This window comes from Streptomyces sp. NPDC050546, assembly GCF_044457425.1.
Taxonomy (GTDB): Bacteria; Actinomycetota; Actinomycetes; order Streptomycetales; family Streptomycetaceae; genus Streptomyces.
Window position 1 is genome coordinate 374,113 of record NZ_JBITGX010000003.1, and the last position, 12,564, is coordinate 386,676.

At 71.0% G+C, this 12,564-nt stretch carries 7 protein-coding genes, 1 tRNA gene and 2 pseudogenes; 4 read left to right on the forward strand and 6 right to left on the reverse strand.

The genetic code is table 11. From position 1 onward, the window contains the following. Positions 1–35: 35 nt before the first annotated feature. Positions 36–806: pseudogene (locus ACIBK5_RS09775) on the reverse strand (alpha-amylase family glycosyl hydrolase); the annotation flags it as partial. A 50-nt stretch (positions 807–856) separates the two neighbouring features. On the opposite strand from ACIBK5_RS09775, the gene ACIBK5_RS09780 reads away from it, so the two are divergent. Continuing rightward, complete coding sequence (locus ACIBK5_RS09780) at positions 857–1,144, forward strand: hypothetical protein (protein ID WP_399017945.1); 288 nt, start codon at positions 857–859, stop codon at positions 1,142–1,144. A gap of 333 nt (positions 1,145–1,477) precedes the next feature. Here the strand turns inward: ACIBK5_RS09780 and ACIBK5_RS09785 are convergent, their stop codons facing one another. Next, on the reverse strand, positions 1,478–3,718 hold the full coding sequence (locus ACIBK5_RS09785) for a hydantoinase B/oxoprolinase family protein (protein WP_399017947.1): 2,241 nt from the start codon (positions 3,716–3,718) through the stop codon (positions 1,478–1,480). A gap of 29 nt (positions 3,719–3,747) precedes the next feature. Next, positions 3,748–5,856: a hydantoinase/oxoprolinase family protein gene (locus ACIBK5_RS09790; RefSeq protein WP_399017949.1), complete on the reverse strand. Its 2,109-nt coding sequence runs from the start codon at positions 5,854–5,856 to the stop codon at positions 3,748–3,750. Between the two features lie 102 nt (positions 5,857–5,958). Between ACIBK5_RS09790 and ACIBK5_RS09795 the strand changes: the two are divergent. Next, positions 5,959–6,216: pseudogene (locus tag ACIBK5_RS09795) on the forward strand (tyrosine-type recombinase/integrase); the annotation flags it as partial. 68 nt (positions 6,217–6,284) lie between these two features. Here the strand turns inward: ACIBK5_RS09795 and ACIBK5_RS09800 are convergent. The 3 genes from ACIBK5_RS09800 to ACIBK5_RS09810 all read right to left on the reverse strand — a co-directional run bounded on the left by ACIBK5_RS09800 (position 6,285) and on the right by ACIBK5_RS09810 (position 9,795). Further along, positions 6,285–6,360: transfer RNA gene (locus ACIBK5_RS09800), tRNA-Arg, on the reverse strand. 90 nt (positions 6,361–6,450) lie between these two features. Continuing rightward, entirely contained in the window at positions 6,451–8,016 is a 1,566-nt protein-coding gene (locus ACIBK5_RS09805; RefSeq protein ID WP_399018323.1) for an IclR family transcriptional regulator C-terminal domain-containing protein, read from the reverse strand. Positions 8,017–8,406: 390 nt separating this feature from the next. Then, complete coding sequence (locus ACIBK5_RS09810) at positions 8,407–9,795, reverse strand: M6 family metalloprotease domain-containing protein (RefSeq protein WP_399017951.1); 1,389 nt, start codon at positions 9,793–9,795, stop codon at positions 8,407–8,409. 340 nt (positions 9,796–10,135) lie between these two features. Here ACIBK5_RS09810 and ACIBK5_RS09815 point away from each other — a divergent pair, with 340 nt between their 5' ends. Both ACIBK5_RS09815 and ACIBK5_RS09820 read left to right on the forward strand, forming a co-directional pair. Further along, positions 10,136–10,780, forward strand: coding sequence for a TetR/AcrR family transcriptional regulator (locus ACIBK5_RS09815; protein WP_184598039.1), 645 nt, complete (start codon positions 10,136–10,138; stop codon positions 10,778–10,780). Positions 10,781–11,015: 235 nt separating this feature from the next. Then, the gene (locus ACIBK5_RS09820) at positions 11,016–12,557 is read left to right on the forward strand and encodes an MFS transporter (protein WP_399017954.1); all 1,542 of its coding nucleotides are present in this window, start codon (positions 11,016–11,018) and stop codon (positions 12,555–12,557) included. Positions 12,558–12,564: the final 7 nt, after the last annotated feature.

The window sequence follows — 12,564 nt, forward strand, 5'->3', positions numbered from 1 at the left end:
GCGGTGGAGAGGTTGACGATGCAGGTGAAGCCAGGGGCGCGGCGGGTGCCGAGGGCCGGGTCGACGGGGCCTTCCGGCCGGTAGGGCTCGGTGGGTGACCAGCGTTTGACCGTCTTGCGGGCGTAGCGGCTGGCGTGGCGCATGACGTCGTGGTTGGAGAGCACCCAGGTGGCCAGCGCGTCCACCGAGCTGAGGAGGGTGAGGGAGTCGTCGATGACCTTGCGTAGATCCTTGGCGTCCCAACTGGCCATCAGAAATTCGAAGTTGAAGGCGGTGTGCAGGCCGTCCGCGCGGACGTAGTGGGCCAGGCGCTCGGGGGTGTCCGTCCAGGCTTCGGCGACGAACGCCCGGTCGCCGTCGTACTCGGCTGCCAGCCGGCACCAGCTCCGGAAGATGTCGTGGACCTCGTCGCGGTCCCAGTGCGGGTGTTCGCCCTGCCCGCCGGGTGGTAGGTCGGGCAGTTCGGGATGCTTGATCAGCCCATGTGCCACGTCGATACGGATGCCGTCGACTCCTCGGCTGAACCAGAACCGCAGGATCGACTCGAACTCCGTCCGTACCTCTGGGTGGTGCCAGTTGAGGTCGGGCTGTTCGGGGGCGAACAGGTGCAGGTACCACTCGCCGTCGGGCAGCCGGGGCCACGCGGGGCCGCCGAAGACCGATACCCAGTTGTTGGGTGGCTGGGCGCCCTCGGGGCCGCGGCCGGGCCGGAAGATTTAGCGTTCCCGTTCCGGGCTGCCCGGCCCGGCGATCAATGCCGCCTGGAACCAGGCGTGCTGGTCGGAGGTGTGGTTCGGGACGATGTCGGGACGCCTGCCCGAACTCTTCGCGGGCCATGGCACGGAGGCGGGCTGCCATGGCACCGGTGCGGGGACAGGACGCTCATCGTGGCCCCTACCCCGCGTCCTGCCGACCGCAGGCGTGGGCGGCCGCGTCCTCGGTCCTCGTCCTCCAGGCGGCCCTGGGCCTGGACGCGGACGTCCCGACCGGCACGCTCATCGTGGCCCCTACCTTCGCCCGTCACTACGGCCCGCTGACCGTGAACGGGCTCCAAGTCAACGGGGAGCAGCTGGATGTCACCGTGACCACCGATGGATCAGTGAAGCTGGCAGCGCCGGAGGAACTGACCGTGACCCCGGGCTGACCGTGGCAACCCTCGCGGAGGCACGAGTAGACGCTCTGCCTGCGTGGGCCGGGGGGACCCAAGGACCTCGAACGCGACGGAGGGCCAGCCGAGGAGGAAACGCCCCAGGCAGGCCCTTCTCGCTGTGCCCCCCGGCAGGATTCGAACCTGCGACACCCGCTTCAGGAGTTCGATCCGAGCCCGCTTCGACTGCGACCGACGACGGGTGGGACGGCCGGACGGAGTCGCTGGTGTACGCCCCGTCCGGCGTCGTTGATGTCAGCCGTGGATGTCAGGCCTCCCACCGGGCGTGGCGCGGTCCACTCAGGCGCGGTCTACTCAGGCGCGGTCCGCTCAGGGGCGCGCGGCGAAGTCCCGCCAGGTCTTCCCCGCGACCGGCACGGTGTCCACCCACAGGGAGGTCACACAGTGCGGGCAGACGTGGGCGACGACGGTGAGCGCGTCATGGACACGCACGTCCCCTCCCAGGTCGTCCGGACCGAGCGTCAGACGGCCGGCGACGCCTTCCCAGCCGTCCGACAGGGGGCCGAGTCCGGCTCCGCAGTGACGGCACGCGGCGGCCGGCCCGTCGGGGCCGGGGAGGATGCTGAGGGCGCTGCCCCAGATTCCGGTGGGCTCCGCCATGGCCGTACCGGGGTGGGGACCACCCGTGGCCGGGGCGGTCATACGAGCCCGGCGGTCCTCGCGGATCCGCTGCCGGCGGGCGGTCGTCGCGGGCTCGTCCACACCGCCGTCATCGCGCAGCGCGACTCCGTACAACCGGGCGGCGGCCTCCGGGGTCACCGCGTGGCGCTCGACGTCGGCGGCCACCCTGGCGGGGTCGCGCAACAGCGGGTCGCCGTAGCCGCCGCCGTTCTGGACGGTGCATTCGAAGACGTCGCCGTGCGCGATGCGGGCAGCCGGTGAGACGCCGGGCAGCGTTTCATGGGTGCCGTCGAGATCGGCGAGCCGGGTGACGGCGCGCCCGTCGGCCAGCCGTTCCAGCGGCCGGGCGGACGTGACGCGCTCGAAGCGGGCACACGATCCGGGCAGACCGCCGAAGAGGCCGGTACGGTTCGGCAGCGAGACGCCATGGGTGCCCAGGACGCCGGTCACCTCGGACGTGTCGATCGGCGTCAGCGCGAACTGGATGCCGTTGCCGCCGCGATAGGTGCCCGCCCCGCCGGAGTCGGGGACCTGACGGCGCCACAGGTACATCAGCGGGTGCCGCATCTCCTGCTGTTCGACGTCGGTCGCGCCGCCGCCGAGGATGACCATCGCGCCGCCCGCGTCGACCCCGTCGCGGAAGGAGAAGGCGGGCCCGCCCCACATCAGCGAGTCCATGTACATCGAGGCGAACGGCTGCCCGTGCTGGTCGGCGCCGCCGAACTGGTTCAGCTGCCAGGACCCGTCGCTCGGGCCGAACGCGAAACTCTCGTACGTCTCGGAGAAGCTCAGCATCTTCGCGATCGCGCCGCCCGCCGAGCACGTCGCCGTCCAGTTCGCGCCCGCGGCACCGCCGCTGACGGGCATTGGCTCGACGGCGGTGACGCACAGCCCGTCGGGCGCCCTGACCTCGACCGGGCGCATGATGCCGTGGTTCCAGGGGATCTCCGAGCCGAACGTGCACAGCATGAGGGTGGCCACGGCGCCGAGCAGACCGCCGCGCGTGGTCATGCCGTAGGCGGGGCTCTGCGGGCTGGCGTCGGAGAAGTCGAAGACCAGCCGGTCGCCGTGCTTCTCCATCCGGCAGGGGACCTCCAGCAGCTCGATGCCCTCGTCACCCCGGTCGCTCCCTTCGCCCCGGCCGTCCGGGCGGTCCAGGTACGAGGTGTGCTCGTACACCCCGTTCGGCAGCTCGCGCAGCATGGTCCGCAGGGCGGCCTCGCTGTGGTCGAGGGTGCGTTCCATGGTGGTGCGGACCTGGCCGGTGCCGTAGCGGTCGCACAGTTCGTCGAAGCGCCGCCCGGCGACGCGCAGTCCGGCGAGGAAGGCGCGGAAGTCGTTGGCGACGGTGTGGGGCATGCGGGAGTTGGCGACGACGGTGTCCCACAGCTCCTGGTTGACGGTGCCCTTGCGGACGATCCGGCCCGGCGGGATCCGGATGCCCTCTTGGTAGACATCGGTGGCGGTGGTGCACCAACTGCCCGGGTCCATACCGCCGAGGTCGACCTGGTGGGCCATGCAGCCCAGCCAGGCGACCAGTTCGCCGTCCCGGAAGACCGGGCTGCAGAACTGCACGTCGTTCTGGTGCATCGCGGCGATGTAGGGGTCGTTGATGACGAAGACGTCACCGGGTTCGATGTCGTCGTACCGGCGCTGGAACTCCCGTATCGCCATCGCACCCGTGTAGACCGGGGTCAGCAGATAGGTGCCGATGACGGCCATCTCCCCGGCCGCCGTGTAGATGCCGAAGTTGTAGTCGGTGGCGTGGACGACCGGGGAGCCGGAGACGTGTTCCACGGTGGTGGCGCCCTCGGCGTTGATGGACCAGAGCTTGTGCCGGATCACCTCGTGCGTGACCGGGTCGGCCGTCCCATTCGTGTCGGCCGTCCTGTTGGTGGCGGCCGCGGTCGGGCGGGCGGCGGTGTTCATCGTGGTTCCTTTCGGGGACGAGCCGCGGTTCACGGGCGGTTGTGGATGACGATGCCGCCTAGCCGGTCGACGACGGCCTCCTGACCGGAGCCGATGACGACGGTGGTGTCCGGCAGTTCGACGACGGCCAGGCCGTCGATGCTCAGCCCTTCGCGGAGGTGCTCGGCGCGGTAGACGGCCGCGTCGGTCCAGTCGCCCCCGGTGAACACGCGCCGGGTACCCGGCCCGGCCACGGTCCCGTCCCCCTCGATCCGTCCGGATCCGAGTTCGGCACGGGGGACCGGGCTCGCCGCGACGACCCGGAAGGTGGTGATCTCCACACCGCCCTCGGGGAACGCCGAGCCCTTGCCGAACCGGCCCTCGTACTGGTCGATGAACCGCTCGACCATGGCGTTCACTCCGGCGGGAGTGATCGGGCCGCCGTCGAACCCGACGGCCAGCACATGGATCTGCGCCCGGAACCGGATCTCGACGGACCGGGTGAAGCCGACCGATTCCCGGGCGGCCCCGGCCGCGACCAGCCCGCGCGTGGCCCGGTCCTCCAGCTCGGTGAAGGTCGCTTCGATCTCGTCCGCCGGCAGGGCAGCGCCGTAGTCCGTGGTGCCGGGAGGCGTTTGCAGGGGCTTGGACAGCTCCTCGACCATCGTCAGATCGGAGCTGCCGATTCCGAACGCCGAGTGGACCGAGGCGGTGAGCGGCACCACGATCCTCGGGCAGCCCAGCTCGGCGCCGTACGAGAACGCGTGCAGCGGGCCCGCGCCGCCGTACGCGAACACCGCGAAGTCCGTGGGGTCGTACCCCTGTTCCACGGTCACCTGGCGGACGAGGTCGGCCATCCGGGCGTCGACGATGGTCTTGATGCCCTCTGCGGCCTGCTCGACGCTCAGACCGGTCGGCCGGGCGATGTGCGTGTCGATGGCGGCGCGGGCGCGCTCCACATCGAGGACGAGCCGCCCGCCGAGGAAATTGTCCGGGTTGAGGTAGCCGAGCACCAGGTCCGCGTCGGCGACCGTGGGCCGCTCGCCGCCACGCCCGTAACAGGCCGGTCCGGGGTCGGCGCCCGCGCTCTCGGGCCCGACCAGCAGCACACCGTCGCGTACGGAGGCGATGGATCCGGCCCCGGCGCCGATCGCCCGCACCGCTACGGACGGCAGAGCGAGCCGGTCCCGGCCGATGAGCGTGGTGTTGGACATGACCGGACGCTCGTCCAGCACCAGCCCGACATCGAAGCTGGTGCCGCCCATGTCGGTGGTGACGATGTTGCGATGGCCGTCGCGGCTGCCCAGGTACTGGGAGGCGACCACCCCGCCGACCGGCCCGGACATCACCGCCGCCGCGGCGCGCTTCTCCACCTCGGCGAAGGTCGCGAGCCCGCCGTTGGACTGCATGAGCAGCGGCCCGGTCCGCAGGCCGGCCGTGGCCAGGGTGGATTCGAAGCTGTCCAGCGAGGCCCTGAGCAGCGGGCGCAGACCGGCGTTGACCGCGGTGGTCAGCGTGCGCTCGTACTCCCCGATGCGCGGCAGGAACTCGCTCGACAACGTGACGCTCGCCCCGGGCGCCTCCTCGGCCACGATCTCGCCGACCCGGCGTTCGTGCGCGTCATTGGCGAACGACCACAGCAGGGAGACGGCGAACACCTCGGCCCCGGCGTCCCGCAGCCGCGCAACGGCGCGTCGCACATCGTCCTCGTCCAGCGGGCAGACGACCCGGCCGGCGTAGTCGACGCGTTCGGTGACCTCCTCGGTCCGCGAACGGGGCACGGCCGGGGGCTGTTTCACCAGCGTACGGAAGCGCTTGATCTCCTCTTCCTCCAGGCCGGTCCCCTTGAACCCGCGCATGGTCGTCAAGGTGTCCCCGAAGCCTCGGGTCTGGATCAGGCCGACCTTCTTGGTACGGCCTTCGAGCATCGCGTTGGTGGCGATCGTGGTGCCGTGCGCGAACATCTCGACGTCCGCGAGTAGTTCGGCGAGACCGACACCACGCTCGTCGGCGGCGTCAACCAGCGTGTTCAGCACCCCTTGAGCGGGGTTGTCGGGAATGGTGGAGGACTTGTACCGGCCGACCCGACCGCCGTCGTCGATCACGACGGTGTCGGTGAAGGTGCCTCCGATGTCGGAGGCCACGTAGTACTCGGGCATCCGGTGGGATCACTCCTTGTTTTTCAGGCTCGTTCGGGGCATGTCGAGCCTTTCCGGCAGGTCGGAACGCTGTCAATCCGGGACGGTCGCCGCGCGTCCGTGCCGCGCGACCTCTGCCGCTCCTTCACCCGCGTCGCCCGGTCCGCCGGCCTCCGCGTCATCCGGTTCCACGATGCCCGGCACGGGACCCGCACCCTCTTTACGGCGGCCGGAATCGCGCCCCGCATCGTGATGGAGATCTTCGGGCACAGCCAGATCAGCATCACGATGGATGTGTACACGCACGTCGTGCAGGACACGCAGCGCGCAGCCATGTGCCACATGGACCGCCTGCTCAGGAGGCGCCCCGGTCGTCAGTGACCGTGCCCGTTGATGTCAAGAGGGGAAGTCAAAGACCCCGGACCATGATCGGTCCGGGGCCTTTTGGCTGGTGCCCCCGGCAGGATTCGAACCTGCGACACCCGCTTTAGGAGAGCGGTGCTCTATCCCCTGAGCTACGAAGGCAGTGGCATCGGACGCAAGCAGCGGCGTGCCTGTGGTCTGGGAGGACCACTGGCGTCAGCGTACCGGATACGGGTCGGGTGGGTGTGGGGGTCAGGTCAGGGGGACGTGGGTGTAGCGGGCGGCGGTGTGGAGGTCTGACTCGATGCGGGTGGCTGTGGTTGTGAGTTCGGGGAGTAGGTCCGTGACGCACTCGCGGAGGGTGTGGCGGCTTGCGTGCATCGCTGTGTTCAGGGCGGAGACGACCCTGCCGGAACGGTCGCGGATCGGGACCGCGAGGGAGCGGAGGCCCTCTTCCAGTTCCTCGTCCACCAGGGCGTAGCCCTGGGAGCGGATCGAGGTCAGGGTGTCCGTGTCCGTGGTGGTCCTGTCCGAGAGGAGGACTCGGCCCAGAGCCGTCGCGTGGGCCGGCAGGCGGGTGCCCAGGGTGATGTTCACGCTCATGACGCGGCCCGTCGCCACCCTCGCCGTGTACTGGATCTCCTCGCCCGAGTCCGAGAGCACCGCCAGTGACGTCGACTCGTGGATGCGGGACGTCAGGTCGGAGAGGTGGGGGTGGGCGATGTCGGGAAGGGTGGTGCGGGAGAGGGGCGGGAAGCCCAGGGAGAGGACCCGGGGGGTGAGGGCGAAGGTGCGGTCGCCTGTCGGCGTCACCAGGTCCAGGTGTTCGTAGGTGATCAGTGCGCGGCGGGCCGTCGCCCGGGCCAGGCCCGTCGCCTGGGCCACCTCCGTGAGTGTCAGCTCCGGCCTGCCCTCGCCGAAGGCCGTGAGGACCGTCAGGCCCCGCGCCAGGGATTCGATGAAGTCTCGGCCGAGTCGCTGTTTCGACGCGCCTGTCCAGAGTGCCAGGTCGGAGGGTGGTGCCCCGGGGGTCGGGGGCGGGGTGCGGAGCAGTTCCTCTTCCATCTGTGCCACCGCCGACCGCAACCTCGGCAGCAGCGTGGTGCGCAGGCTGTGTGCCGTGTGGCGGCTGGTGTGGCTGACCACGCTGGCCACGCATGCCAGGGGTCGGTGATCGCCGACGGGGTGAGGGGAGCGGACCGGTACCGAGACCGCCACCAAGCCCGGTTCGATCAGCTGGTCGTCCAAGGCCCAGCCGTTCGCGGCCGCCTGCTCCGTGCGGCTCACGAACATGTCGTCGTCTCTGGCGTCCGCTCCGTACTTGCGTGGTGGTACGGCCGTGAAGGAGAGGTCCCTCGGGTCCGCCGCCCGGCGTTCGCGCCAGCGTTGCCAGTCGGTGGCCGTCCACTCCGTCGCGAACAGAGGGCCGGGGGCGGTGCGTTCGGCGGGGAGCAGGTCGCCGATGCGGAAGCTCAGGGACATCGCGCGGCGGCGGGTGGCCTGGTGGATGAAGCGGATGCCGTCGCGGTCGGCGACCGCCAGGGAGACCGACTCGTCCAGTTCGTCGGCCAGGGCGTCCGCCCGGGAAGCGAGCAGGGCGGGGAGGCGCAGGGCGGCGAGGTAGGCGTTGCCCAGTTCCATCAGACGGGGGGAGAGGTGTACGTCCCGGCCGTCCACGCGGACGTAGCCCATGCGGGCGAGCGTGGCCGTGATGCGGTCGACCGTGGAGCGGGCGAGTCGGGTGGCACGCTCCAGGCCGCTCAGGCTCAGCGTGCCGTCCGCCTCGGTCAGCTCCCGCAGCACCGCGATGCCGCGTATGAGTGGTGTGACCGCCTCGTCCGGTGTGGCCGCCTCGTCCGGTGCCGTCGTTCTCCTGGTGCCGACCTCTGCCGCCGTGCTGCCGCCGACCTCTGCCGCCGTGCTGCCGCCGGCCTCTGCCGTCGCCCCACCGGCCTCCGTCGCCGCGCCGTCCGCCTCCGTCGCCGTCCCACCGGCGGGCCTCCCGGCGTCATTCACGGGCCCCCCGTTCTCGTCGGCCGAGGGGCCGGACCCCTCGGGGTCGTCGTTCAAGGGTGGCTTCGCTGGCATCGGCTCTCCGGTACGGCGGTCGCGGCAGGCCTTACGGTAATCCGGAGTCCGGGACGGGGTCCGGGACGGGCTCCTCCTGGCGCCCGGGACGGGAGCCGGGACGGGCTCCTTCTGGCGTCGCTACCCCCTCGTCACCCGCACCCGATACCCGCCCTCACCCCCACCTCCCCCCTCCAGATCCACCCCCGCAACCTCGATCTCCACTCCCTTGCGCGGATCCCGGAACGTCTCCCCGGGCGTGAACGGCGCGTCCGACAGTTCCGCGTGGACGTTCGGCGCGCGGGTGCAGCCTCCGCTGTCGCGGCGGGAGTCGTGGACGGTGACCGGGCCCATGCCCGTGTCCACCTTCGCGTCGACCTTGTAGATGAGGACGCCCGGGCGGCACACCGTCTCGTCGTTGCCCGCGCGGGTGCGCAGTTCCACGGCGTAGCCGGTTCCGCTGTCCAGGGGGAGGACGACCAGCTTGGAACCGCCGGCGCTGGCCAGCGGGGTCAGGGTGTACTCCGTGGTGCCGGGGGTGGCCACGCAGTGGACCTGCGTCGCGTCGAGCCAGCCCAGCTTCCACTTGTGCCAGCCGAGGAAGTCGTTGTTGGCGCCCCAGTCCTCGCTCATGATGTCCCAGTGGCCGACCGCGCCTCCGCCCTCGGCGGTGTACAGGTCGGGCAGGCCGAAGACGTGGCCGTTCTCGTGGGGGAGTACGCGGTAGCCGTTGCGGTCGTAGGAGCCGGAGCCGTCGTCCTGGCGGGAGTAGACGAACGAGGCGTTGGCCACGGGGGTGCCGTCGGCCGTCGGGGCCTCGGGGTTGCCGGCGAAGGTGACGGACAGGACCGTGTCCAGGGCGGAGGGGCCGGCGTTCGGGGTGACCAGCACGTTCACCAGGTCGTACGCGCGGAAGTCCACCTTGGGGTCGGCCGCGGCCACGAGATCCTGGACCAGCGTGCGGTAGCCGGGGTCGAAGGGGGCGCCGCGCTCTATGCCGTACTCGCGGAAGGACTTCGGCATCCGCAGCCACTCCGGGATCGGGGTCTCGGGGCGGTAGTCGAGACGGCCGTAGGAACTGGTGCGGAACCACTCGCGGGTCTGCGGGAAGAACTCCCGGAAGCGGTCCAGGGCGTCGCCGTCGCCGGGGGCGTCGGAGAAGTCGATCATCAGGGTGAGGGCGCGGACGGTGCCGGTGGAGCGGGTGTAGCCGTCGGAGGTGGGGATGCCCTCGGACATCTGGACCTCGCGGCCGCCGTGGATCAGGCAAGGGGCGTGCGAGGAGGTGCGGGACAGGGAGATCGGGCCGGCTCCGGCCGCCGTGGCGCCCGGTGCGAGGTGGCCCGTGCCGGCCGAGGTGCTGACCGAGAAGGTCAGGGCGGTCACGCAGGCCAGGGCGGCCAGACGGCGCCGGGGTATCCGACGACGGGGTTGCCGGGTGCGGCCCGCGCCGCCCCCGTGATTACGGCCCGAGCCGGTCGACCCCGCCGCGCCCGGCCGGGGTCGCTGAGGCTGCGGCTGGGGCTGCATGCAGGGGACCTCCCGCGCCACGGCAGCCGCCGGTCTCCGGCTGCACCCTTTCGCTCACCCTGCGTTGCGGGAGATGGGGGCGCGCGCTGGAGGAGACCGATCGTGGGTTTCCCGTCAGTAGCGCCCGGCCAGAGCCAGGAGGGCTCTTGTGAGCCAGGTCACAAAGAAAAAGTCCCAGCTACGGGAAATACCGGGGACCCACTCCCCGTTTAGCCATGTGTCAGTGCGAAACGGGGACCCGCTCCCCGGATCGCAAACACCGCGCACCGCGCACCGCACACCGCGCACCGCGCACCCACCACACCGCAGCCACCACACCTCACCCACCCAGGAGTACGCCGTGCAGACCGCCACCCCCGAACAGCGCAAGGCGCCCCGGCCTCGCGCCGACGCCCTGCGCAACCGGGAGCGGATCGTCACCGCCGCCCGGGAGATGTTCGTCGAGCACGGCCCCGAGGTGCCGCTCGACGAGATCGCCCGCAGGGCCGGCGTGGGCAACGCCACGGTGTACCGCAACTTCCCGGACCGCGACGCGCTGGTCCGCGAGGTCGTCTGCTCCGTCATGGACCGTACGGCCGCCGCGGCCGAGCTCGCGCTCGCCGAGACCGGCGACGCGTTCGAGGCACTGGAGCGCTTCGTGCACGCCGCCGCCGACGAGCGGATCAGCGCGCTGTGCCCGATGGTCTCCAGCACGTTCGACAAGCACCACCCGGATCTGGAAGCCGCGCGCGAACGGGTCGAGAGCCAGGTCGCCGAGGTCATGGACCGGGCCAGGGCCGCCGGGCAGCTCCGCTCCGACGTGGACGTCGGAGACGTCATGATCGCCGTGGCCCAGCTCAGCCGGCCTCCGGCCGGGACGGACTGCTTCCGTGCCGACCGCTTCGTCCACCGCCACCTTCAGCTGTTCCTGGACGGGCTGCGGGCTCCGGCTCGCTCCGTTCTGCCGGGCACGGCCGTGACCCTGGAGGATCTGCGCCAGCCCTGACCGATCCGCCCTGACCGATCCGCCCTGACCGATCCGCCATGACCGATCCGCCATGACCGACCCGCCCTGACCGACCCGCCCAGCCCGATCGGTTCCGTCCGACCGGTTCAGCCCGATGAGTTCAGGCCGCCCCACCGGTCTGAAACCTGAACGACAGTCCCTGCGGTCGTCCCGAGGGCGAGCCGTCACTTTTCGTCACCTTTTTCCGTCACGAAGTCCCGAAGTGGGTATCCCCATGTCTGAAACAGCCTCAAAGGCACTCGGCAATCCGGCCGGCTCGCCGGACGCCGGCCGCTGGAAAGCGCTCGTCTTCATCGCGCTCGCCCAGCTGATGGTCGTCCTGGACGCCACCATCGTGAACATCGCCCTGCCCTCCGCCCAGCAGGACCTCGGCATCTCCGACGGCAACCGGCAGTGGGTCGTCACGGCCTACGCCCTCGCCTTCGGCGGTCTGCTCCTGTTCGGCGGCCGGATAGCCGACCTGTGGGGCCGCAAGAGGGCGTTCGTCCTCGGGCTCGGCGGCTTCGCCGCGGCCTCCGCGCTCGGCGGCGCGGCCACCAACGAGGCGATGATGTTCGGCGCCCGCGCCCTCCAGGGCGTCTTCGGTGCCCTGCTCGCGCCCGCCGCGCTCTCCCTGCTCGCCGTGATGTTCACCGACGCCAAGGAGCGCGCCAAGGCGTTCGGCATCTACGGCGCGATCGCCGGTGGTGGCGGTGCCGTCGGTCTGATCCTGGGCGGCTTCCTCACCGAGTACCTGGACTGGCGCTGGACGTTCTTCGTGAACATCCCGTTCGCCATCGTCGCCGCTGCCGGTGCGTACTTCGTCATCCGTGAGCCGGAGGGCGGCCGCAACCGCTCGCCGCTCGACATCCCCGGCGTGTTGCTGTCCACCTTCGGCCTGGTCGCCCTGGTCTACGGCTTCACCCGCGCCGAGTCCGACGGCTGGAGCGACACCGTGACCGTCGCCATGTTCGTCGCCTCCGCCGTCCTGCTGCTGGCCTTCGTGTTCGTCGAGTCCAAGGTCAAGGCCCCGCTGCTGCCGTTGCGCGTGGTCACCGAGCGCAACCGCGGCGGTGTCTACCTCTCCCTCGGACTCGCGATCATCGCGATGTTCGGCCTGTTCCTCTTCCTGACCTACTACCTGCAGATCGTGAAGGGGTACTCGCCGGTCAAGACCGGTTTCGCCTTCCTGCCGATGATCGTGGGCATGATCACGGGCTCGACCCAGATCGGCACCCGTCTGATGACCCGGGTCGCGCCGCGCCTGCTGATGGGCCCCGGCTTCCTGGTCGCCGCGCTCGGCATGCTGCTGCTGACCCAGCTGGAGATCGGCTCCTCGTACGCGGCCCTGCTGCTGCCGGCGATGCTGCTGCTCGGTCTCGGTATGGGTACGGCGTTCATGCCGGCCATGTCCCTGGCCACCCAGGGCGTCGAGCCCCGGGACTCCGGTGTCGCCTCCGCGATGGTCAACACCTCGCAGCAGGTGGGCGGCGCCATCGGTACCGCCCTGCTGAACACCATCGCCGCCTCGGCGACGACCTCGTACATCGCCGACCACATCGTGGGGGCGACCAGCCGGTCCCAGCAGCAGCTGGTCCAGCTGGAGGGCATGGTGAAGGGCTACACGAGCGCCATCTGGTTCGCCGTCGGCATCCTCGTCGTGGCCGCCGCGATCGCCCTGACCTTCGTCAACGCCGGCCGGCCGGACAGCTCCACGGTGACCGGCTCGGACTCCGGTGTGGACGACGAGGTGCAGATCCCGGTCGTCGCCCACTGACGACAGC

Coding starts and splice junctions, on each gene's coding strand:
- ACIBK5_RS09780 (WP_399017945.1), top strand. CDS start 857: ATGGCACCGGTGCGGGGACAGGACGCTCATCGTGGCCCCTACCCCGCG.
- ACIBK5_RS09785 (WP_399017947.1), bottom strand. CDS start 3,718: ATGAACACCGCCGCCCGCCCGACCGCGGCCGCCACCAACAGGACGGCC.
- ACIBK5_RS09790 (WP_399017949.1), bottom strand. CDS start 5,856: ATGCCCGAGTACTACGTGGCCTCCGACATCGGAGGCACCTTCACCGAC.
- ACIBK5_RS09810 (WP_399017951.1), bottom strand. CDS start 9,795: ATGCAGCCCCAGCCGCAGCCTCAGCGACCCCGGCCGGGCGCGGCGGGG.
- ACIBK5_RS09820 (WP_399017954.1), top strand. CDS start 11,016: ATGTCTGAAACAGCCTCAAAGGCACTCGGCAATCCGGCCGGCTCGCCG.